A 21812-nucleotide genomic window follows, 5' to 3' on the forward strand; every position below is an offset into this window, starting at 1 on the left:
TTGCATGACGATTGCGGCGCTTCGACTGTCGCCGATCGGGAACTTTCCGCTGTCAGGGAACACAGTCGGCGTTTCTCGGTTATAAAGGATCATGCGACGACTCCTTCTCCTCTTGGCCGGTGCGGCCAGCCTCAGCGCCTTCGTGCTCCATGCCGCCCCTCAGCCGCCGCCGTCGCGTGACGCAAACACCCTTTATACGCAGTACTGCGCCGGCTGCCACGGTGCCGACATGCAGGGCAACCGCGCCAGCAGTCTGCTCGACAAAAAATGGATGAACGCCTCCGACGACGTCGGCCTGCGCCGCGTGATCCGCAACGGCGTGCGCCGCTCAGGCATGCCCGCTTTCAGCAAGACTTTCAGCGACTCGGAAATCAGCGCCCTCGTGGTCCTGATCCGTGAAGCCGCTCACCGCAACGCCGATCCCGCCGTCGAGGAAACTTACGAGCTCCCCGACGATGTCCAGCACAGCGAGCGACATCCCTATCGCGTCGAGAAGGTCATCACCGATCTCGACGTTCCCTGGGGGCTCGCGTTCCTGCCCGACGGTCGCCTCCTGGTCACCGAGCGCAATGGCAAACTTACCGAGTCGAAGCGCAACAAGAACGGCCAGTGGACCAAACGCACCATCAAAGGCACGCCGCCGGTGTTGGCGCGCGACGAAGGCGGCCTGCTCGCCATCACGCCCGATCCGGACTACGCGACCAACCGCTGGCTGTATCTGACTCTGTCCGATCCGCGGCCGGATGAAACCGCCAACACCAAGCTGGTGCGAGGCCGTATCAGCAAGGGCAAGTGGGTCGATCAACAGACCATCTACGAGGCGCCGGCCGAGACCTATACCAATCTCGCCATCAACTTCGGCAGCGCCGTGGTATTCCACAACGGTTACATGTTCTTCTCGTTCGGCGAGCGCGGCGAAGTCGGTCAGGCACAGGATCTGTCGCGGCCCAACGGCAAAGTGCATCGTTTGTTTCCCGATGGCCGTATCCCGCCCGACAATCCGTTCGTGAAAAAGTCCGGCGCGCTATCGTCGATCTGGAGCTACGGCCACCGCAATCCGCAGGGCCTGGCAATCCATCCGGTGACTGGCGAGCTGTGGGAGACCGAGCACGGGCCGCGCGGTGGCGATGAGCTCAATTACATCCGCCGCGGCCGCAACTACGGCTGGCCTGCCATCACGTACGGCATGAACTACGACGGCACACCGGTCTCGTCGCGGACCAAGCAGACGGGCATGGAGCAGCCGGTGCTGCACTGGACTCCTTCGATCGCGGTGAGCCCGATCCGTTTCTACACCGGCGACGCGTTTCCGCACTGGAAAAACCAGCTGTTCCTCGGTGCCCTCGCGCAGCAGGAGTTGCACCGCCTGGAGGTGAAAGGCGGTCGCGTGATTCACCAAGAGCTCATTCTCAAAGGTCAGGGCCGCGTGCGCGACATCATCACCGGACCTGACGGCTACCTGTACGTCGCGCTGGAGATTCCCGGCCCCGACACCCCCGATCACGTGATCCGCCTGGTCCCGGCGGACGTGAGCTAGGTGCTGAAAAGGACGACTGCAACCAGTACTGAGCCACTAGGTGAAGCCGACGATTGGAAGTGATCGTCGGCTTCAGTTTCATATCGGCACGCGGACACCCGCGTTGCCGGATGAAATGAAGACGATGCGCCGCTTGCTAGCATTGGGTATCGCACTGAGCGCCGTGGGATTCGGCGGTGCAGTGGCAAATGCAGCCGGTCCCCCGCCGTGCTCGCTCAGGCTCGTCGTCGAATTCACACCCGACGTCCCCAATTCGCGCGATCCCGAATTCCTCAGCTCGCTATTGAGCAATCACCCCGGCTACCAGCTCGACTGGGTCGGCGCGCAGGACGCGTTCCACGCGATTCTCGACCTGAGCGGCCCCGGACCGGCCAGCGCGTGCCAATACGTCGTACAGACGATACAGAAGGATGGACGAGTGGAGTCGGTGGAGGAGGAGTGAGGAATTAACCAGGGTTCGCGCCACGTCGCGCGTCAAGTGATCCAGTTTTGACCCTAGCCAACTTTGGGTTCGTTCTCTGCATTCAACGCATCGAGGTAGCGCGCATAGGTGAACACACGGCCTCGGGCCTTGCCGGTCGTCTCACGCACAATTCCAAGTTTTTCCAGCTCGCGTAGTGACTGCGTCACAGTGGGCGTAGTCAGTCCGGTAACTTCAGTGAGCGCGGCGATCGTTGCAAGCGGCTTCGCCTGCAAGGCTTCCTGGATCAGCAGCGCCGTGGGCGCCTGCCTCCCGATACCTTTCAACCGATCGCGGTCTTCGCGGAACACGGTGAAAATCCGACGTCCTGTCGTTGTCGCCGCATCAGCGCTCACACGGATTGCAGTCGCGAAGAACTCCAGCCAACGCTCGAAGTCTCCGGACTCGCGCACCGCGTTCAACTCCGCGTAGTACTGCTGTCGATGCTGCTTGAAGTACAAGCTCGAATAGAGAAGCGGCTCACGCAAGATGCCCTCGTGGCAGAGCACGAGCGTAATGAGCAAACGGCCGATGCGTCCATTGCCGTCGAGGAACGGATGAATTGTTTCGAACTGCACGTGCGCCAGCGCCGCCTTCACCAGTGCGGGCGCATTTGAATGCAGAAAGCGCTCGAGATCGGACATGCAGCGCTCGACCTCTTGCGGTGGGGGCGGCACGAAAGCCGCGGTGCCCGGGCGCGATCCACCGATCCAGTTCTGGGACTTTCGAAACTCACCAGGCGTTTTCTCCGCGCCGCGTCCGCTCTCCAGAAGAATCGAATGCATTTCTCTCAACAAGCGGTTTGAAAGAGGGAAGCCTTCGCGCAACCGTCGCAAGCCGTGCGTCATCGCGGCGACATATCGCGAGACTTCCGCAACGTCGGCGAGCGGAACGCCGGCAGCCTCGCCGATCTCATGGGCGAGAAGATCATCAAGAGTGGATTGCGTGCCTTCGATTTGCGACGACAACACCGCCTCCTTACGTTGATAGGTGTAAAGGAGCAGGTGAACATCCGGCAATGTGGCGGCAGCACCGTCGAGCCTGCCTAGCGCGAGCAGTGCGCGGTCGAGTGCATCGCGAACGGTTCCTTCCAGTTGCAGTTGCGGCTCGGGCGGAAGCGGTGCGGGAACAAACGCACGGACGCTCTCGCTTCCAGCAATACTGACTGCGTACTGGCCAATGTCGGTGCGCTTCATGAGGGCCCTTGTTAAAGCTGCTTGAATAGCGCCCGTCATTATTAAAGCAAAAGGCCGTTCCCTTTAATAGCATTGCACCGGCGAGCGCCGCGATTCCACAACGAGCTGATCGACCAAAGGTCGATGACCGGTCGGGTGACGGGTTGATTCCGAGAGGAGCGGCGGAGAAGGAGCGAGAATGGCGGAGAGGGAGGGATTCGAACCCTCGTAGGGACGTAATGCCCTCAACCGATTTCGAATCGGTGCCGTTGTGACCGCTTCGGTACCTCTCCGCGCCGAGAAGGAATTCTACAGCAAGATCATCGGCTTACTAGAGGAAGACCGATTTCTGTGCGGGTTCACGGGGGCGCGATAATAGCAGGTTTCGCAAAGAATACTATCTTGAGGGACGCCGCCTGCGTGGCGTCCCTCCCCCGTCACTGGCTCAGCGCACTTGAGGAGCGAGCAGCTCCAGTCGGGTGCTGGCTTCACCGCCAACGGCGTCCTGCGCGATGAACACGACCACCAGCGACGGCTGGCCCGCCGGCAACGTTCCCGACAGCACGCCGGTTTGCGGATCGAAGTGCAGCGAACTCGGGAGGCCGCCGCCACCAGCCACTTGCGCTGAAACGCGAATGCTCTCGCGCGCATTGCTGTGGCGGAATGTGTCCGACGGCAACCGGTACGTGACTTCGTTGCTCTCGATCTGAAGCGCATCCAGGGGCTCCGCCGAGGTGAAGCCGCCCCACACCGTCGTCGACTGCGCGGGGTTTCCGCCCGACGCGGCACCGCCGAGCGAGATGCCGCCGTCCACGATCATGTTGCGAGCGGTCGGCTCACGCAGAGCCAGAGTGCGATCCGCGGACGCGAGGACCACGCGGCCGGCATTTGGCGTCGTGACGAGTTGCTGAATGCGCTGGGCCGACGGCGACGGCGCCTGCGGCTGCGGCTCAGGTGGATTCGGGACTTCCGGAACCTGAGGACCTCCCGGACCCTGCGGCACTTCAGGCTCTTGTGGAACCTCAGGCACGTTCGGCACTTCGGGTTCCTGCGGCGGCTGCCCCGCTGCAGTGACCGTCAGCGTGCCCTGCTGATAGGTGATGGTGTAGTTCGATGCGGTCACGCCTGTGGGAGTGATCGAATACGTGCCGGCAGCGGACGACTCGTCAGCACTCGTGCCGAACGCCAGCGAGCCGTTGAGCACGCTCTGATCTTCACCCCCGACGAAGCCATTGAAGCTCGCCCCGAACGTCGGATTGCTCTGGCCTTCGACGCGCGTGGCGTCCGTCGCTGAGATCGTCAGGTCCTTCTTCGTGACGGTGCCGCTGCCGGTGGCAGTGGTGGACGCGAGTTCATAACCATACACAGCCATCGAACCGTTGCTCGCGGAATCGAACGTGACATTGGAGGCAGTAACGGTCTTGCCGCCACCCGCATCCTTGGTGTCGAACTGCCCCGCACTCGACGTTGTAACAACTACGACGTCGCCATCGATCGCGCCTGTGACGTTGAAGTCGCCAGCATCGAGCGCGACATCGGTCGTGCCGTCGTAGGTCCTGGAAACATTGTTCAAGCCCACCGTCAGGATCGGCGCGTCCTGATACAGGATGCCGTTACCAGTCGCCTGCGCCGCCGTAGTAACACCATACGTCGCGCGATACTGTTTGAAGTCGAAGCCGAGCCCGCCGAGATCGGTGCTCGCGCGATCGCCGGCCCAGACCAGCGTGCGTCCATTGGCTGCCCGAATGGCGTTCGAGCCTGCCTCGTTGATGAAGGCGCGGCCTGCCGACAGCTCGACGGCAGTGCCGGTCGCCGTAGTCACAATGTTCCGCTCCAACGTCAGGTCAGCAGTCGAGCCGCGCGCTTCGAGGCGCACCGTGCCAGCGGTATTGATGCCGTTGAAGTTCGTGTAGCCCGCGATCACGTCGCCCACCGCGAAGCTGCCATTGTTCACGTAGTGAATGTTGCCGGCGTCGTAGGAAGCCAGCCTGCCGATTTGATTGCCGGCATTCGTAAGCGTGACTGGGCCTGTGCCGTACAGGAACAGCTGGCCCGCGGAGATCGCAGCGCTCTGAGTCACTGCGCCAGCCGAAGCCAACTGCAACGTATTGCTGCCGACACCGAGGGCGCCTTGAATCGAAATGCCGGCACTGCCCGCGCCCACGTTTTGCAGCGTCAGTGCATCGGCGAAAGTGAACGCATTGGCAGTGATGAGGCCGGTGCCGCCGTACAGGCCGATCACGACCTCATGAAAGCCGTCCGCGAAGGTGTTGAGCTCGTAGGTATCGAGATTCAGCGTGCCCGCGGCGCCGGCCAGTCCGATGGTCGTATTCGCGGTGCGAGGCGCGACATGAAGCCGGCCGCTCGATTGCACCGTCAGACCATTGTGAGTGCCGTTGGCGATATTCATCGTGTCGGCTTCCAGCGTGATATCGCCGGTCATGGTCGAGGAGCCGATGCGATTGTTATAACCGCCGGTCACCATGATGCCGGTGTTATCGGTGCCGGTGCCACCGATTCCCGAGAGAATGATGCGGCCGCTGCCGGTGGATTCGAACACCGCATTCTCTTCGAGCAGAATGCCCCAGTTGCCGGTAACGCCCGAGCCGCCGGTGCCACGGATCAGCATGGTTGCGCCGTCGCCATGCATGCGCAGCTCGCTGCCATTGCGAACGTTGACACCGATGTTGTAGGCGTAACCGCTGCCGGCCGTGCCGGTAACCGTCAGGTTTCCATCCATGACCTCGACGATGCTGGTATCGATCTTCACGCCTTCATTGTTGTCGCCGAGGCCGGAGGTCGAGCCGTAGCCGGTGAGCGTAACGTCGCCACCGCCGGTCGCTTCGATGACCGAGCTATTCGTGATGTGAATGCCGATGGCATGCTCGCCGTTGCCGCTGCCGCGACCCATGACATCGATATCGCCCGTGCCGTAGGTGCTCAGCGTGGCATTGTCGATCCAGACACCACGGGCACGCCCCATAGTGCCGAGGCTCGCGCCACGCAACAGAAGGTTGCCATCGCCCGAGCTGACGACCGCGTGGTCATCGATCTGAATGCCATCGCCGCAGTTCGTGCTGCAGGCAGCGCTGCGGCCCACACCGTAGATGCGCAGTTCGCCGCCCTCAGTCGACACAGTCGTGCCTGCGCCGGTGATGCGCACGCCGTTGCTGTCCACGCCACCATTTCCGCCGAGGCCATTCAGAGTAATGTAGCCGTCGTTCGAGGTGAGAATGCTCGAACCGTTTTCGATCTGGATGCCGGAATAGCCGCTGGCGCCGACGCCAAGGATATCGATGTTGCCGCCATCGCCGCCGCTGGCATCGATGATGGAGCCGGTCAGGTGCACGCCATAACGCGGCGTCGGATCTGAGTTGTTCGCGCCGACAGCGAGCAGTTGCGACTCGAACAGGCTCGTGTGGAGCACCGGATCGGCAATGCCGCCAACGGACAGACCAGGATCGCCGCCGCGCAGGACGATGTTGCCGCCGTTGCTGTAGATATACGAGCCCGCCGCGAGATAAATGCCGCCGTCGCCCACGCCGTCGATATTGGAGTTGAGCGTCACATCGAGCGCGCCGAAGGTGGAACTGATTCCCGCGCCGGCGAGAAACATGATGTGACTATGAGCCTGCAGCGTCAGCGATGCACGCCCACCCTCGATTTTGGTAATCGAGTCGCCGACGGTGATGATGCCACCGTTGGCGCTGCCGCCCGCACCGGTGGTGATCGTGACATTCGTGCCAGCGTTGAGCGCCGCCTCGATGCTCTCGGTCCCCAGCATGGCGTTGTCCCAGGTGCTCACCCAATCGGGATCGCCGCCGATGCCCATGGGCATCTGACCGCTGAATATTCCGATGGAATAGGGATCGATCAGCCATTCCCCCGCCTTGCCGGCCGCAGCCGAGGCATCGGGCACAGTAGTACCGAGATCGAACCAGCCGCCGGATGTTTCGATGAACCCGCCGTCGCCGCCAGATGCGCCACCGCGTGCGGTCAGTGCGCCGTAAACCTGCGTGGCCTGATTCGAGAACGTGATGACACGCCCGCCGTCGCCGCGGCCGTCTGCACCGGCGCCGCCGTCAGCATGAATCGCTGCGTTGGCGTCGATAAACAAACGCTGCGCGTTACGAATGTTTGGATTGAGACCCTGCTGGTCGCCACCGATCAGGACCGTGCCGCCGCGCTTGCCGCTCGCATCGATGGCCGTGCCCGCATCGAGGTGAACTTTATCGCCGGTGACGAGCACATGACCGCCATCGCCTGCAGCCGATTTCGCGTCGATAGTGCCGGCAATGCGAGTGATGCCGGTCGTGCCGCCGTCGATAGAAACATTCGCGGCGCGCACCGTGCCTTCGACATTCACGAGCCGGGCTTGGCCGTTCTCAACGACGAGCTGCGTGGCGCCCCCAGCGCCGGGAATCGCGCTGTCGACCAGACGTTGCGCGGCCGACGCGGACAGAATCACCTGGCCGCCATCGGCGGCGATCAGATGACGGTTCTCGACCAGCACGTCGACGGTCGACGGATCGACCTGCACCGAGAGCAGCCGACTGCCGTCGATATTCAATGTCACTGCTTCACCGGCGGCCATGGCTACTGTGCCAAGGCGCGCCGACAACACACCTTCGTTGCGCACTTCCGGCGCCATCAGCGCGAGATAGCCGCCGTCTTTTGCCGTGAGTGTGCCTTGATTGATGACAGCACCGCCGCCGTTGCTGAAGCGGAAGTTGCCGCCCATGAAATCATCGGGATCGATCTGCAGCGACGAGGCCACCAGTCCGCCAACGTCGACGCGCGCGCTCGACCCGAATAGCACGCCGTTCGGATTGGAAATGAACACCTGACCGTTGGCATTCAAGCGACCGAAGATCGCCGACGGGTCAGACGACAGCACCCGGTTCAACGTCACCGACGACGCAGACGGCTGCCAGAAGTTCACCGTGGCATCGCGGCCAATATCGAAGCGCTGCCAATCGATGACGGCGCGGTTGCTCGATTGATGGATGTCCAGTTGCGCGTCGTTCTGCGTGATCGACGCGTTGCCGCGGATCACTTGACCGCCTCTGGGTAGCGTACCGACCGCGGGCTCGGCAGCGAGTGCCGCGCTCGATGCGAGTGCCAGTGCAACTGCCGCGGCGGCTCGGCCGGCGCGACTGCGCTTGCCTCGTGCCGAAGTCAACTCCGCAACGGGCACCCAAGTGTTCTGCGCGTCGCTCCAGACCAGCCGGTAGATTCGATTCATCGATGCGTGCTTGTTCATGTGAGATTCAACCGATTGTTCAGAGCGACCAGCGAGCGGAGATCCACAGCTGCGGCTCACGACGCGAGCCATCCGCATCGTTGCCACTCACCGGATCTCGCCCCGGATTGCCTGCGAAGCGAGTCGCGGCGCTCGCGTCGATCTCCACACCGGAGAACGCGGTCCACGTCACGCTCACGCCGCCACCCTGCAGCTCATATCGGTTGTCGAGGTTGGGATTGCCAGCATTCCAGCGCGTCCAGGGGCGCTTGTGCTGCTGAATCGAGCCGATGTCATAGAACAAAGAGAACTGCCAATCGGCGGACAGCGTGTGCAGCCACTCGACGTTGGCGATCCAGCCTTGGTCGCCGCCGCCCTCCAGCTCAGGGAACGCGCGCACGCCATTGGCGCCGCCGAGATTGAGCCTTTCCGAAGAATCGAGATTCTTGGAAGCGAACTGCCCCGCGAGGCTCACGGACAGCCGATCGCGATCGCCGAGGCGCTGCAGACGTCCCACGTTCCACGAATATTTCGTGTAGCTGCCGTCGCTGCGTGCGGTCACCTGATCCCGCAACAGATCGAATGCGTTGCCGGACAGATCCACATCGCCAGCGGTGACGAGCGCGCTGTACACCCACATACCGCCGCCGCCAAAGCTGTCGAGTCGATTGGCGAGCAATCCAGCACGCGCCGCGCGGATGCGCGAATCCGATGTCTCTTCACCCAGCGCCGAGTTTTCATAGCGACGCTCTTCGATGCCGCTGGTGAAGCGCAGGTCGAAGCGGTTGCTGCGAATCAAGGGATAGTCGGCGGTGAAGCCCCACGTGAACGCTTTGCCTTCGGCGTCCAACGCCTTGAACTCATCGCCGAGCTCATAGTCGAGCGCCGACACCGCGGCACCGACGCGCCAACCATCACGCCCCACGGGCAGCTCATAACTGAGACGGCCGAAACGATTGCCTTCACTGACGTTCAGCAGCGCGACCAGCTCGTCGCCGAACCGCAGCGGCGACGCGAGGGCTACCTGACCCGTGAGTCGCTCGCGTCCGGTGGCTGGCAGGCCGCTGTTGTCCATTACCAGCGCGCTGCGCACCCGATCGGTGTTCTGAACGCGCGCCACGATATCGGTCACGCCTTCGGACGACCCCGGCGCCAACACGACCGCCGCGCTGATGCCCGGCAGATCGTCGACCAGCAATGCCGCTCGCTCGAGATGTTTGATTCCGAGCCCATCGGCTTGCAGCTGACGCGCCATCAGCATTTCGCGAATCACTTCCTCGCGAACGCGCGTCGCTTGCTCCGGGCTTTCGATACGCAACTCGCCGACGCGTGCTTCCAAAACCGTGATGGTGACGGCGCCGTCACTCAGGGATTGCTCGGGCAAGTAAGCGCGTGCGAACCAGCCGTCCTCTTGATAGTGCTGAGCGATGCGATCCGCAGCCCGACGCAGCTCGAAGAAATCCACCTCGCGACCGATCAGGTCCTGCACGACCGCTTGCAGCTGCGCTTCGCTGTAACGTTTTGCACCGACGATATGAACGGACGTGACTTTGACGCGCGCCTGTTCGCGAGCAGCGTCTGGTGAGCTCACCGCTTCGGCGGGACCGATGTTGTTAGGAAGACGCGACGGCAGACCGCGCGTCGGGTCGGTCTCACGCAGAATCGTGCCCGCGTCGGGTGCACGAACTTGCGACAGCGCCGGACCCGCGGCGACCACAATCGAAGAAAGCATGCCTGCATGCAGGCACAAAGCAGCCCAGCGTTTCGAACTCACCCCGAATCTCCACGTATGTCATTTCACGCCCGGCACGAAACGACACTTCACTGTGAGCATCGAGAATGCTGGCTACGTGTCGACATTTTTTTCACTCGAATCGGGGACACGACGTGACGCCACTCGCAATTCAGGTTGGCGGCGCCTGTTGCAGCATCAATTACGCTGAGGATGCGAAGTGGTTCAGATGTGAGCCGTGAGCATTCAGGGCGAGTGCCCTGATCGATGCATCGGGGGAAGCACTCGTGCCGGCATGAGTCATCGGTGGCACGCGCTGGGGCGCGATTTCCTTCACCCCCAGCGGAAAGTCACCCGCCGACCTCGGAATCCGTTCCGGGCACGGCCCGCGAATATCGCCCTGTGCGTGCCGGAACTCCCCCCAAGCCCCTGACCTGTCGCGACTTTTGCGTCGGCGATGAACGTACAGCGACGGTTAAGGTCGAAGTAGTGACGCTTTACAGCCTCGCTAGCCCGCACCACACTGCTGCCTGTGAAAATGCCCTCTTTCTCGTCAATCAAGGCTTTGCTGTGCGCCACCGTGGCGTCCCTGGTCATGGTCGGGGGCGTCAGTCATGCCGATCCGGACGATTTGCCCGACATCGGCAGCCCGGCGCAGACCATGCTGACCCTGGAGGACGAGTACCAGATCGGCCGCATGATCGTCCGCGGGCTGCGGGATCAGGACCAGATCCTGGAGGATCCGGAGGTCACCGAGTACATCCGCTCGCTGGGCTACAAGCTGTCCAGCCAGGCGCACGACGGCGCGCAGCGCTTCAACTTCTTCATGGTCCGGGACAACTCCATCAACGCCTTCGCGTTGCCGGGCGGGTTCATCGGTGTGAACACCGGGCTGCTGTTGAAGACCAAGAGCGAGAGCGAGCTGGCCGGCGTGCTGGCCCACGAAATTGCACACGTTACACAGCGGCACATTGCTCGCAGCATCGCTGCGCAGAGTCGCTCCAGTCTCGTGTCCACCGCCGCCATGCTTGCGGCGATTCTGGTCGGTGCGGCGGCGGGCGGCGGCGATGCCGCGATGGCCGGTGTAGCAGCGGCGCAGAGCCTGGCCATCCAACAGCAGATCAGCTTCACGCGCTCCAACGAATCCGAAGCCGACCGCGTCGGTCTGGGCCTGCTGGCCCGCTCCGGCTTCGATCCGAACGGCATGCCGGCCTTCTTCGAGACCATGAGCCGTCTGGCCGGCACCAGCGAAATAAACATCCCCGAAATGCTTCGCACGCACCCGGTGAGCACCTCGCGTATCGCCGAGACCAAGGAACGTGCGGCGCAACTCACTGTGACTCCGGCACCGGCGAGCGTGAGCTATGCGCTGACGCACGAGCGCTTGCGTGTGCTGTCGACGCCGGCCGGCGAAGATCCGCGTGCGTATTACGCGGCCACGATCAACAACGAGCCCGACGCATCGCCGGCGCAGATTTACGGACAAGGCCTGGCCATGATGATGGCCGGTCAACCCGGCAAGGCCGTGGCGATTTTCGAGCGGCTGCGCTCGGGGGATCCGACCATCCTTCAGTACCACACCGCGCTGGGGCAGGCGCAGCTGCAGGCCGGCGAAGGCAAGGCGTCCCTGCAAACATTGAAGCGCGCGACCGAGCTGTTCCCGCGCAATGTCGCGGTCACGATTCGCTATGCCGAAACGTTGATGCAGACCGGCGACAACAAGCTGGCGCACGAAATCCTGCTCGATCTGTTCAACACCGTGCCGCCGACGCCCGAACAAGCCAAGCTCACCGCTCAGGCGGCCAACGCCGCGGGCGATGTGGCCGATTCGTACTACTACATGTCCGAATACCACATCATGAGTGGCGACTTGCTGCTGGCCGTCAATCAGCTGCAGCTCGCGCTTGCCGTGCCGAAGATCACCGAAGTGCAGCGCGCGCGCTTCGATGCCCGCCTGGACGAAATTCAGCAAGCATTGCCCAAACGGGCGATGCGCCGGCCCATCGAGGCCAGCAACGGCAACGGCCGTCGACGCGCAAATTGATACAATCTGCACACCCGCCGGGTGTGCCCCGACATAGGCCCTGGTCCGGCCCTGCCCTACGGCGGTGCATGTCGCCGTCTTGCGGCGCCCATCTGATTCTGTTTGTTTGAAGGATTCACGACGCATGAGCACGTTATTGCGCGCCGCCGCGCCTCTGTTGCTTGCCCTAGTTGTTGCGGGCTGCGCCAGCGCCCCGGGCCGCACCACGAACAAGGAGAGCTTCGAGGGGTTCAACCGCGGAGTGTATAAGTTCAACGACGCCCTCGACCGGGGGGCACTGAAGCCGGTCGCCAAGGGTTACCGCAAAGTGGTGCCGCAGTTCGTGCGCACCGGCGTTGGCAATGTGCTGAGCAATCTGGAAGGGCCCGGCACATTCATCAATCAGTTCCTGCAGGGCAAGGTGGTGCTGGGCCTGAAGGACACGGGACGTTTTCTGATCAACACCACGCTCGGCGTGGTCGGTATCTTCGACGTGGCCACGCCGCTCGGCCTGGAAAAGAACGATGAGGATTTCGGTCAGACGCTGGCTCACTGGGGCGTGCCATCCGGCCCGTATCTGATGCTGCCACTGTTCGGCCCCTCGTCAGTACGCGACGCCCCTTCACGCGTGTTCGACTGGTTCGTCACCCCGCTGCAATACACCGACCTGCCCTGGCAAGCCGACTGGGCCCAGCGCCTCATCAGCCCGATCCACACCCGCTCCGAGCTGCTGCCGCTGGATGCAACCATCAAGCGCGCCTACGACCCGTACGTCTTCATCCGCGACGCCTGGGTGCAGCAACGCGAATTCAAGATCTTCGACGGCAACCCGCCGCCGGAAACCCTCGAAGATATCGAGGAACCGGAGGAAGACGAGGAGTCGCCGCCGGAAACGCCGCCGAAGTAATAAAGCGACTCACTCGCCAGGCACGTCGTCCTCGCATCGCTCGTACATCGAACGCACACAGCCGGAAATACTCGGAAAGATCGTGCTCGCATCCACGCCTTCCCTGCTGAGCATGTCCAGCAGGGAGGGCGCGTGTCTCGTGCCCAGAGTGACCTTGATCAGCTTCGGCATGCCCAATGCCAGGTCGCCGGCTGCAATTTCTTGTTGCACGCGGTCCTCGAAATACCGCTCGAGGCTACGCACTTCGCAAAGTTCGTTCGCCCGCGGCTTGAACTGCAGATATGCGAGGAAGCACGCCTTTTGCGCCCGCAAGTATTCGTTGTGAAAGGCAGGCGGCTGGATCAACTGGTAGCAATACTTGGACTCGCGCGGCAGAAACACTTCCCACGGTTCCTCGCGGAACTCGTACGAGCTCACCGCGAACCTCGCCCAGCCCAGAACAATATAAATGCCAAGCTCACCTGAGCCGTCGTCCTTACGATGAAGTGCTCCGGCGGCGGCAAAGTAGGCGGCCACGTAAGGGTGATACGTAAAGTCGACGAAGCGGGTCGGTAGCCCATTGTGCTGGGCCAGGGCGATCAGCGAGTGGTAGGCCTTGGGGGGCCAAACGAGCTCACCTCGACCCAGCTTGTTACTTTCCTCGAGAAATTGCCGCGGGTAGGCCGAGACGGCAACCACGTCGTCATGGGGAACGTGACGGCCAGCGCGATCCAGCACCCCACCAAAGTCGCGAATTGCCTGCAGCTCCAGTTCTATCTGGTCTCTATTGGTGAAGCGGGGACAGACCTGACGCACCCGTGAATATGGAATCAATGCGCCAGGCCGCAACGCACTTGGGATGACTGGCCAGCTTGCGTCCGCCTGCCCGCGGAATATTGCCGTACCTGGTTCTTTGGTAAGCAGCTTGCCGTTGGGTGAGATGATTTTGAACAGTTCTTTCGCGGTTCGCGCTCGGATCAACTCCACTATCAGTCCTCGGTTCGGATGCCACGAACAGAAGACCGCACGAACAGGTGCGCTATCCCGCTAAATCGGCCGCTAGGACTGGCGCGCGAACCACGGCGTGATTCGTTCGATCGCATCTTCGACTTCTGCTGTCGAGACGGCAAAGCTGAAGCGCATGTAGCGGTGACCTTCGACCGGGTCGAAGTCGACGCCGGGGGCGGTGGCGACGCCGGTGTCGCGGAGTAAGGACTGGCAGAAAGAGATCGAGTCGTCGGTGAGATGGCCGATGTTAGCGTAGATATAAAAGGCGCCATCCGGCGGAGCAATGCTGTTCAGGCCGAGCTTGGGCAACGCTTCCAACAACAACTGGCGATTGCGGGCATACGTGGCGACGTAACCTTCCAGCTCATCCCGACAGTCGAGCGCGACCAGTCCCGCGTGCTGACTCAATGTCGGCGCGGTTAGAAATAAATTGCCCATGAACGCGCGAGCGCGCGGCTGGTGTTCCATGGGCACGAGCAACCAGCCGAGCCGCCAGCCGACCATGCTGAAGTATTTCGAGAAGCTGTTGACGATCCGCGCGTTCGGCTCGAACTCCAGCATGGAGCGCGCCGGGCCGACATAGCTCAGGCCGTGATAGATCTCATCCGAGATGATGGTGATATTCCGCTCGCGACACACTTGCGCGATGGCTGCCAACTCGGAAGGAACAATGATGGTGCCAGTCGGATTCGCAGGGCTCGCGACAATCACTCCCTGAGGCGCCGGATCGAGGGCAGCAATGCTGGCCGCGGTCAGCTGAAATCGCGACTCCGGCCCACATGGAATTTCGACCGGCGTGAGATGCAACGCGCGCAGCGTATTGCGATAAGCGACGTACCCCGGCCGCGCGAGAGCGATACGGTCGCCGGCAGCGAACGTTGAGCTCAACGCCAGTGTGAGCGCCGGCGAGGCGCCGCACATCAGAATGAACTGTTCGGGCTCGACCTTGACACCGTAGCTGTCGAGATAGTGCTTGGCGAGCCGCGTCTTGAGCGCCACGCTCTCCCAATAGCCGCCCGGATCGATATCGAGCACCTCATGGGCCCGCTCGATCGCCGCACGCGGCGCGCCCGTCGACGGCTGGCCGAACTCCATATGAATGACAGAGCGGCCCTGCGCCTTCAACTCGTGAGCGAGGCGGCTGATGCTGATGGCGTAGAAGGGATCGACTTGGGCAAGCATGTGAGCACCGTGCTGGGCAGGACCGGCCCTGCCGGGCGGGCTCACATTATGAACCGAACACGCGTGCCGAACTAATCTAGCGCTCGGCGGCGCTCTTGCCGCTGCCGTTCAGCAGATTCTCGACTTCGCTGATGCGCGCCAGTGCCGCGATCTGCTCGGGCACATTCTTGAAGTGAATGGTTTGCTGACGCTGTTTCGCCAGCCGCAGCCACTCGATCATCAAGGCCAGCCCGGCGCTGTCGCCTTCCGGGACATTGGCCAGATCGATTTCGAGGGCAGTGCCACCCTTGAAGGCTTCGTCACTGCGCTTGAGCAGGTCAGTCGCAGTGTCGGCGTTGAGCGCGCCGAAAACCTTGAAGCGCCCGTTGCCGAGCGCTTCAAGTTTGGCTGGACCCGAAGTCGTGGCCGGTCTGGCGTTCATCGCGCCGGCTTCGCCTGCTCGGCCGGCTTCTGGACCGTGCCGCTCGCGACCTGCTGCTCCAGACGCTGGATCACGGCGTCCAGGCCCTTCTGATCGATCTCCGCGCCAAAGTCGGTGCGGAACGATTTCACGTACGAGACGCCTTGGATCTGCACGTCGTACGCCTTCCAGCCATTGTCGGTCTGACGCAGCGAGTAGTTCACGGGCACGCGGCTGCCATCGTCACGACGAACCTCGGTGCGCACCGTCGCGACCTTGTCGTTCGGGTTGCCCTGGAACGGCAGGATCCTCAGACGCTCCGGCGTGAACTCCAGCAGCGCCTCGCCGTAGTTCTGCAGCAGCGACTGATAGAACGCCTCGACGAAGCGCTTGCGCTGCTCCGGCGTCGCCGTGCGCCAATGTTTCGCCAGCACCAGCTGCGCGGAATAGGCGGTGTCGAAGTACGGCAGCATGTTCTTATCGACCAGCTCGCGCACCTTGTTCTTGTTCTTGGTGTACTCGGCGCGATTCGCGTCGAGATCCTTCAGCGTGTCGTTGGCGACCTTCGCGACCAGCTCCTGCGGGCCGAGCTTGGTTGCGTCCTGCGCCTGCGCGGCGCCGGCGAACAAGCCGACCGTGGCGACCAGCGCCAGGCCGGCCGAAAGGATGTTCCTGCGATTGCTCTTCACGAAGATACTCATTGCTTCGCTTCCTCCGTCTTGTTCTGGCCGCCCGAGCCCGACTGGTCATCGCGCTTGCTCATGAAGCTGGCAACCAACTGATTGATCAAGTTCTCCAGGACCAGCGCGTCCTGCACCAGCTCGATGCGATCGCCCTGCTTCAGGAACTCATCGGAGCCGCCGGCAGTGATGCCGACGTACTGACCGCCGAGCAGACCCGAAGTCATGATGGCCGCATCGCTGTCGCTCGGAATGCGGTTGTAACTGGAGGCAATTCGCATCTTCACAACGGCTTTGTAAACATTCTGGTCGTAACTGATGGAATCGACCCGGCCCACCGTGACACCGGCCATCGAGACCGCGGCGCCCGGCTTCAGGCTGCCGATGTTCTCGAACTGGGCCGTCACCATATAACTCCCGCCGTCGACCGAGAGTTCACGGTTGGTAATCTGGGTGACCATGAAGAACAGTGCCGCGAAGCCCAGCAGCACGAACAGTCCGGTCGAGATCTCTACAGTGCGTGTCGCACGCATAATCGCTCCGCAATCACAGCATGATGGCTGTGAGCATGTAATCCAGCATCAGAGTCAGCACCGCGGATATCACCACGGTGCGGGTGGTCGCACGGCCGACGCCTTCGGCCGTCGGGGTAGCGGTGTAACCTTCGTACACCGCGATCAGGCTGCAAGCGAAACCGAAGACGCAGCCCTTGAGCACGCCTTCGGCGATGTCGTCGTGACCGACGCTCGAGCGCATCTGCGACCAGAACGACGCCGAGTCCACGCCGAACAACTGCACGCCGACCACCTGCACACCGAAAATACCGATCGCGATGAAGATCAAGGTGAGCAGCGGCATGGCGATCAAACCGCCCAGGAAGCGCGGCGCGACCACGCGACGGATCGGATCGACCGCCATCATTTCCATCGCCGTGAGCTGATCGGTCGCACGCATCAGACCGAGCTCTGAAGCGAGCGCGGTCCCGGCCCGACCCGCGAACAACAACGCAGTCACCACCGGCCCCAGCTCTCTGATCAAAGCGAGCGCCGCGGCCGTGCCCAGCGCGTCTTCCGAGCCGAAGCGCAACAACAGGTCATAACCTTGCAGACCGAGCACCGCGCCCACGAACAGTCCGCAGGTCATGATGATGACCAGCGACAACGCGCCGGCATTGTGGACTTGCTCGATGATCAGCGACGGCCGCAACAGCGCGCGCGGCACCTGAGCGAGCACGCGGCCGAGAAACAAGGTGACGCCGCCGACGTTCGCCGCGAAATCCCCCGCGTTGTCCGTCAGCTCTCGCAGTAATTTCATGCTTCAGACCCCAGCAGCTGCTGGTAATAATCAGCTGCCGGATAATGAAATGGCACCGGACCGTCGGGCAGTCCGTTGACGAACTGATTGACGATGTCGGATTGATGACCTTTCAGATTCTTCAGCTCGCCCGACGCCGCCACCTTGCCGCCGGCAATGATGTAACTGGTGTCGGAAAGCTCGGAAAGTTCTTTCACGTCGTGCGAGACGACGATGCTGGTGATGCCCAGCGCGTTATTCATATGGCGCACCAGCCGCACGATCATACCCATTGAGATCGGATCGAGGCCAGTGAACGGCTCATCATAAATGAGCACTTCGGGATCGGTCGCCATGGTACGAGCGAGCGCGACCCGACGATTCATACCGCCCGACAACTCCGCCGGCATCAACTGCGCGGCGCCTCGCAAGCCGACGGCTTGCAACTTAGTCAGCACGATATTGCGGATCAGACTTTCGGGAAGATCGGTGTGTTCGCGCAGCGGGAACGCGACGTTCTCGAACACGCTCATGTCGGTCAGCAGCGCACCGTTCTGAAACAGCATGCCCATGCGCCGGCGCAGCGCGTACAGCTCACGCGTCTTGAGCGCCGACACATCGATGCCGTCGAACAGGACCTGCCCGCTGGTCGGCTTGATCTGCCCGGTGATCAGACGCAGCAGGGTGGTTTTGCCGGTGCCGCTCGGTCCCATGAGCGCGGTAATTCGACCGCGCGGAATCGACAGATTCAGCCCGGAGAAGATGCTCCTGCCGCCGACCGAATAATGCAGATCGCGGATTTCTATTAAATCCCTGGCGATCAGCGATTCGGCGGCGGCGGAGCGTTGGGCGGAAGACGCATCGGTGCTAGAGACCATTCACGACCCCGATATGAACACGCGATGCATTGTCTCCGCCCATACTTACGCCAGGCTTAAGCAGCCTGCTCCGAAGCAGCGGTGTAGCTGCCGTTGCGCGCGTCGCCGTTCAACTTGGCGCGACGAGCGAAGGCCTTCTGACCGGCAGCGAACTGCTCCGCCTTGCCACCCCAAGCCTTCAGAGCTTCGTCCTGCAGGGCGCGGCCGTACGAGAACGTCAGCTCCCAAGGCAGGCCGCCGATCTTGTTCATCAGGCTCAGGTGCTCGGTGGCTTCCGCGGCGCTCTGGCCGCCGGAGAGGAACGCAATGCCCGGCACCGCGCTCGGAACAAAACGCTTCAGCGTGCGCACGGTAGCTTCGGCAACCTGCTGACGGCCAGCGCGCGCGGTGTTCTTCTTGCCCGAGATGACCATGTTGGGCTTCAGGATCATGCCTTCCAGATGAATGCGGTGTGAATCCAACTGCTCGAACACCGACTTCAGCACGGCGCTCGTCACCTCTTCACAACGCTCGATGGAATGGTCGCCGTCCATCAGCACTTCCGGCTCGATGATCGGGACGATGTTCGCTTCCTGGCAGAGCGCGCCGTAACGAGCCAGCGCGTGCGCATTCGCATCGATCGCGAACTGCGTCGGGATGTCCTTGCCGATGTCGATCACAGCACGCCACTTGGCAAAGCGCGCGCCCAGCTTGTGATATTCGGCCAGACGCTCGCGCAGGCCATCGAGGCCTTCGGTGATGGTCTCACCCGGGAAACCCGCCAGCGGCTTCGCACCCGTGTCGACCTTGATACCCGGCACGATGCCGAGCTTGGTCAGATATTGCGGGAACGGCGTGCCATCCTTGGTCTTCTGCCGGAGGGTCTCGTCATAAAGAATCACGCCGCTGATGTACTTCGCCGCGTCCGGTGTGGTGAACAGCAGTTCGCGATAGGTACGGCGCGCTTCCTCGGTCGACTCGAGCTGGATGCCATCAAAACGCTTCTTGATGGTGCCGCTGGATTCGTCGGCTGCCAGGATGCCCTTGCCTTTGGCAACCATTGCGCGCGCGATCGATTCAAGCTCAGTGCGATTCATATTGTCCTCCGCCTTCAGGGGTGAGCTTGCGCGCGGCTCCACGCCGCCAACAGCGTCGGCCCAATCGGCAAGCCTCAAGTTTTGGGGGGCGTAGGATAGCAAATCGTTCTCAGCTCCGGCCGATACACATGTTGTAGCGGAACGACAACGTTGGACTCTGTAGCCAACGGCCGGTTTCCCACCGGTAAAATTGACGCAATCCAAGCTCACTCCTGTCTCGGGGTGGTCACAGCCTTGCATTGGGACTAGAATGGTCCCATATCCTCCACCGAAACCCTCGATGGAACCCCCATGCTTCGTATCAGCAAGCTGACCGATTACGGCACGGTGATCCTCGCCCAGCTGGCAGGGCAGCCGGACCGCTTGTGGACGGCGACGGAAGTCGCCGAGGCCACTCATATCGGCTTGCCTACCGTCAGCAAGCTTTTGAAAAAATTGCAACGCAGCGGCCTGGTCACCTCCGCGCGCGGCAGTCATGGCGGCTATCAGTTGGCGCAGCCTCCCGGCGAGATCACCGCCGCCCGCATCCTGGATGCGCTCGAAGGTCCCTTCGCCATTACCGAGTGCAGCAGCACCCACAGCAACTGTGGCCTCGAGTCGAAATGCGCTGTCGGCCACACCTGGCAGAAGGTCAACGCCGCGATCCGGCGCGCGCTCACCGATATCTCGCTGGCAGAGCTCGCCGGCACCACGCGCGGCGTGACGACGACCACCGTCCCGCTGAGCCGGCTGCGCGCTTCGCACGATTAATTTTTGGGTTGAACGTTCCAAATGGCTAGCAATCCCCAAACCGATCCGACCCTCGAAGCCCTGGTCGCCCAGAAGTACCGGCACGGCTTCGTCACGGACATTGAATCCGACACCGTCCCGCCCGGCCTGGATGAAGACGTCATTCGTCTCATCTCGCGCAAAAAGGGCGAGCCGCAATTCATGCTCGACTGGCGCCTGCGCTCGTACCGTCACTGGCTGACCATGAAAGAGCCGCACTGGGCGCACCTGCGCATCCAGCCCATCGACTATCAATCGATTTCCTACTATTCGGCGCCCAAGCCCAAGGCGGATGCGCCGAAGAGCCTCGAAGAGGTCGATCCGAAGCTGCTGGAGACTTACGACAAGCTCGGCATTCCTTTGCACGAGCGCGCCCGCCTCGCCGGCGTGGCCGTCGACGCGGTGTTCGACAGCGTGTCGGTGGCGACCACGTTCAAGGAACGTCTGCACAAGGCCGGCGTGATCTTCTGTTCGTTCTCCGAAGCCGTGCAGAAATATCCCGAGCTGGTCGAGAAGTATCTCGGCAGCGTCGTGCCCTATACCGACAACTACTTCGCTACGCTGAATTCGGCGGTGTTCTCCGACGGCTCGTTCGTGTTCGTGCCGAAAGGCGTGCGCTGCCCGATGGAGCTGTCCACTTACTTCCGCATCAATGCGGCCAAGACCGGTCAGTTCGAGCGCACGCTCATCGTCGCCGAGGAAGGCTCGCACGTGAGCTATCTCGAAGGCTGCACCGCGCCGATGCGCGATGAAAATCAGCTGCACGCGGCGGTGGTCGAGCTGATCGCGCTGGAAGGCGCACAGATCAAGTACTCGACCGTGCAGAACTGGTACCCCGGCGATGAGAACGGCGTCGGCGGCATCTACAACTTCGTCACCAAGCGTGGCGAATGCCGTGGCGCGAACTCCAAGATCAGCTGGACGCAGGTGGAGACCGGCTCGGCGATCACCTGGAAGTATCCGAGCTGCATCCTCACCGGCGACAACTCGGTGGGCGAGTTCTACTCGGTGGCCGTGGCCAACCATTATCAGCAGGCCGACACCGGCACCAAGATGATTCACATCGGCAAGAACACGCGCAGCACGATCGTGAGCAAGGGCATCTCGGCCGGTCACGGCCAGAACGCCTATCGCGGTCTGGTGAAGGTTCTGCCGAGCGCCATCAACGCACGCAACTTCACGCAGTGCGACTCGCTGCTCATGGGCGACAAGTGCGGCGCGCACACCTTCCCTTATATGGAAGTCCGCACGCCGACCGCGAGCGTCGAGCACGAAGCCACCACGTCGAAGATCGGCGACGATCAGTTGTTCTATTGCCTGAGCCGCGGCATCTCCGCAGAGGACGCGGTGAACATGATCGTCAACGGCTTCTGTAAGGCCGTGTTCAAGGAGCTGCCGATGGAATTCGCCGTCGAAGCGCAGAACCTGCTTGCCGTCAGTCTCGAGGGATCCGTTGGCTAAAACGCCGACGT

At 62.4% G+C, this 21812-nt stretch carries 17 protein-coding genes and 1 tRNA gene; 6 read left to right on the forward strand and 12 right to left on the reverse strand.

All coding sequences use genetic code 11. The annotated features are described in order from the left end of the window. Positions 1 to 91 precede the first annotated feature (91 nt). Complete coding sequence (locus D0550_RS07625; RefSeq protein ID WP_116808526.1) at positions 92 to 1537, forward strand: PQQ-dependent sugar dehydrogenase; 1446 nt, start codon at positions 92 to 94, stop codon at positions 1535 to 1537. A gap of 124 nt (positions 1538 to 1661) precedes the next feature. Then, positions 1662 to 1979, forward strand: coding sequence for a hypothetical protein (locus tag D0550_RS07630; RefSeq protein WP_153067083.1), 318 nt, complete (start codon positions 1662 to 1664; stop codon positions 1977 to 1979). A 53-nt stretch (positions 1980 to 2032) separates the two neighbouring features. On the opposite strand, the gene D0550_RS07635 is transcribed toward D0550_RS07630, so the two are convergent. From D0550_RS07635 to D0550_RS07650, 4 genes are all read right to left on the reverse strand, one after another. After that, entirely contained in the window at positions 2033 to 3193 is a 1161-nt protein-coding gene (locus tag D0550_RS07635) for a Fic family protein (protein ID WP_116808528.1), read from the reverse strand. A 179-nt stretch (positions 3194 to 3372) separates the two neighbouring features. Beyond that, positions 3373 to 3465 (reverse strand) — tRNA-Ser (locus tag D0550_RS07640). A gap of 152 nt (positions 3466 to 3617) precedes the next feature. Beyond that, positions 3618 to 8435: a two-partner secretion domain-containing protein gene (locus tag D0550_RS07645; RefSeq protein WP_161965692.1), complete on the reverse strand. Its 4818-nt coding sequence runs from the start codon at positions 8433 to 8435 to the stop codon at positions 3618 to 3620. A gap of 19 nt (positions 8436 to 8454) precedes the next feature. Continuing rightward, a complete protein-coding gene (locus tag D0550_RS07650; RefSeq protein ID WP_116808530.1) occupies positions 8455 to 10146 on the reverse strand; it encodes a ShlB/FhaC/HecB family hemolysin secretion/activation protein in 1692 nt (563 codons plus the stop codon). A gap of 580 nt (positions 10147 to 10726) precedes the next feature. On the opposite strand from D0550_RS07650, the gene D0550_RS07655 reads away from it, so the two are divergent. Beyond that, positions 10727 to 12190, forward strand: coding sequence for a M48 family metalloprotease (locus tag D0550_RS07655; RefSeq protein ID WP_161965693.1), 1464 nt, complete (start codon positions 10727 to 10729; stop codon positions 12188 to 12190). A 124-nt stretch (positions 12191 to 12314) separates the two neighbouring features. After that, positions 12315 to 13076 (forward strand): MlaA family lipoprotein, encoded by a 762-nt coding sequence (locus tag D0550_RS07660; protein ID WP_116808532.1) that lies wholly within the window; start codon positions 12315 to 12317, stop codon positions 13074 to 13076. Between the two features lie 9 nt (positions 13077 to 13085). Here D0550_RS07660 and D0550_RS07665 read toward each other — a convergent pair whose 3' ends face one another. From D0550_RS07665 to D0550_RS07700, 8 genes are all read right to left on the reverse strand, one after another. Next, positions 13086 to 14042: an FRG domain-containing protein gene (locus D0550_RS07665; protein ID WP_161965694.1), complete on the reverse strand. Its 957-nt coding sequence runs from the start codon at positions 14040 to 14042 to the stop codon at positions 13086 to 13088. Between the two features lie 72 nt (positions 14043 to 14114). Further along, positions 14115 to 15245 carry a pyridoxal phosphate-dependent aminotransferase gene (locus D0550_RS07670; protein WP_116808534.1) on the reverse strand — a complete coding sequence of 377 codons (1131 nt, stop codon included), beginning with the start codon at positions 15243 to 15245 and terminating at the stop codon, positions 14115 to 14117. 76 nt (positions 15246 to 15321) lie between these two features. Then, the gene (locus D0550_RS07675) at positions 15322 to 15666 is read right to left on the reverse strand and encodes an STAS domain-containing protein (RefSeq protein ID WP_116808535.1); all 345 of its coding nucleotides are present in this window, start codon (positions 15664 to 15666) and stop codon (positions 15322 to 15324) included. Beyond that, complete coding sequence (locus D0550_RS07680; protein WP_116808536.1) at positions 15663 to 16346, reverse strand: MlaC/ttg2D family ABC transporter substrate-binding protein; 684 nt, start codon at positions 16344 to 16346, stop codon at positions 15663 to 15665. The genes D0550_RS07675 and D0550_RS07680 overlap by 4 nt, the downstream gene beginning before the upstream one ends. Continuing rightward, a complete protein-coding gene (gene mlaD / locus D0550_RS07685) occupies positions 16343 to 16858 on the reverse strand; it encodes an outer membrane lipid asymmetry maintenance protein MlaD (protein ID WP_116808537.1) in 516 nt (171 codons plus the stop codon). Before mlaD ends, D0550_RS07680 begins: the two co-directional genes overlap by 4 nt. A 13-nt stretch (positions 16859 to 16871) precedes the next feature. Beyond that, positions 16872 to 17639 carry a lipid asymmetry maintenance ABC transporter permease subunit MlaE gene (gene mlaE / locus D0550_RS07690; protein ID WP_116808538.1) on the reverse strand — a complete coding sequence of 256 codons (768 nt, stop codon included), beginning with the start codon at positions 17637 to 17639 and terminating at the stop codon, positions 16872 to 16874. Next, positions 17636 to 18496, reverse strand: a complete 861-nt coding sequence (locus D0550_RS07695; RefSeq protein ID WP_116808539.1) for an ABC transporter ATP-binding protein — start codon at positions 18494 to 18496, stop codon at positions 17636 to 17638. Before D0550_RS07695 ends, mlaE begins: the two co-directional genes overlap by 4 nt. A 56-nt stretch (positions 18497 to 18552) precedes the next feature. Beyond that, positions 18553 to 19572 (reverse strand): class I fructose-bisphosphate aldolase, encoded by a 1020-nt coding sequence (locus D0550_RS07700; RefSeq protein WP_116808719.1) that lies wholly within the window; start codon positions 19570 to 19572, stop codon positions 18553 to 18555. Between the two features lie 291 nt (positions 19573 to 19863). On the opposite strand from D0550_RS07700, the gene D0550_RS07705 reads away from it, so the two are divergent. Together D0550_RS07705 and sufB are read left to right on the forward strand one after the other, a co-directional pair. Beyond that, a complete protein-coding gene (locus D0550_RS07705) occupies positions 19864 to 20322 on the forward strand; it encodes an SUF system Fe-S cluster assembly regulator (RefSeq protein ID WP_116808540.1) in 459 nt (152 codons plus the stop codon). A gap of 21 nt (positions 20323 to 20343) precedes the next feature. Further along, on the forward strand, positions 20344 to 21801 hold the full coding sequence (sufB, locus tag D0550_RS07710) for a Fe-S cluster assembly protein SufB (RefSeq protein WP_116808541.1): 1458 nt from the start codon (positions 20344 to 20346) through the stop codon (positions 21799 to 21801). Positions 21802 to 21812: the final 11 nt, after the last annotated feature.

Source organism: Steroidobacter cummioxidans (assembly GCF_003104955.1).

Bases quoted from the DNA above. Each gene is read 5' to 3' on its own strand.
- D0550_RS07625 (WP_116808526.1), top strand. From the start codon at position 92: ATGCGACGACTCCTTCTCCTCTTGGCCGGTGCGGCCAGCCTCAGCGCC.
- D0550_RS07630 (WP_153067083.1), top strand. From the start codon at position 1,662: ATGCGCCGCTTGCTAGCATTGGGTATCGCACTGAGCGCCGTGGGATTC.
- D0550_RS07635 (WP_116808528.1), bottom strand. From the start codon at position 3,193: ATGAAGCGCACCGACATTGGCCAGTACGCAGTCAGTATTGCTGGAAGC.
- D0550_RS07645 (WP_161965692.1), bottom strand. From the start codon at position 8,435: ATGAACAAGCACGCATCGATGAATCGAATCTACCGGCTGGTCTGGAGC.
- D0550_RS07650 (WP_116808530.1), bottom strand. From the start codon at position 10,146: ATGCTTTCTTCGATTGTGGTCGCCGCGGGTCCGGCGCTGTCGCAAGTT.
- D0550_RS07660 (WP_116808532.1), top strand. From the start codon at position 12,315: ATGAGCACGTTATTGCGCGCCGCCGCGCCTCTGTTGCTTGCCCTAGTT.
- D0550_RS07670 (WP_116808534.1), bottom strand. From the start codon at position 15,245: ATGCTTGCCCAAGTCGATCCCTTCTACGCCATCAGCATCAGCCGCCTC.
- D0550_RS07675 (WP_116808535.1), bottom strand. From the start codon at position 15,666: ATGAACGCCAGACCGGCCACGACTTCGGGTCCAGCCAAACTTGAAGCG.
- D0550_RS07680 (WP_116808536.1), bottom strand. From the start codon at position 16,346: ATGAGTATCTTCGTGAAGAGCAATCGCAGGAACATCCTTTCGGCCGGC.
- mlaD (WP_116808537.1), bottom strand. From the start codon at position 16,858: ATGCGTGCGACACGCACTGTAGAGATCTCGACCGGACTGTTCGTGCTG.
- mlaE (WP_116808538.1), bottom strand. From the start codon at position 17,639: ATGAAATTACTGCGAGAGCTGACGGACAACGCGGGGGATTTCGCGGCG.
- D0550_RS07695 (WP_116808539.1), bottom strand. From the start codon at position 18,496: ATGGTCTCTAGCACCGATGCGTCTTCCGCCCAACGCTCCGCCGCCGCC.
- D0550_RS07700 (WP_116808719.1), bottom strand. From the start codon at position 19,572: ATGAATCGCACTGAGCTTGAATCGATCGCGCGCGCAATGGTTGCCAAA.
- D0550_RS07705 (WP_116808540.1), top strand. From the start codon at position 19,864: ATGCTTCGTATCAGCAAGCTGACCGATTACGGCACGGTGATCCTCGCC.
- sufB (WP_116808541.1), top strand. From the start codon at position 20,344: ATGGCTAGCAATCCCCAAACCGATCCGACCCTCGAAGCCCTGGTCGCC.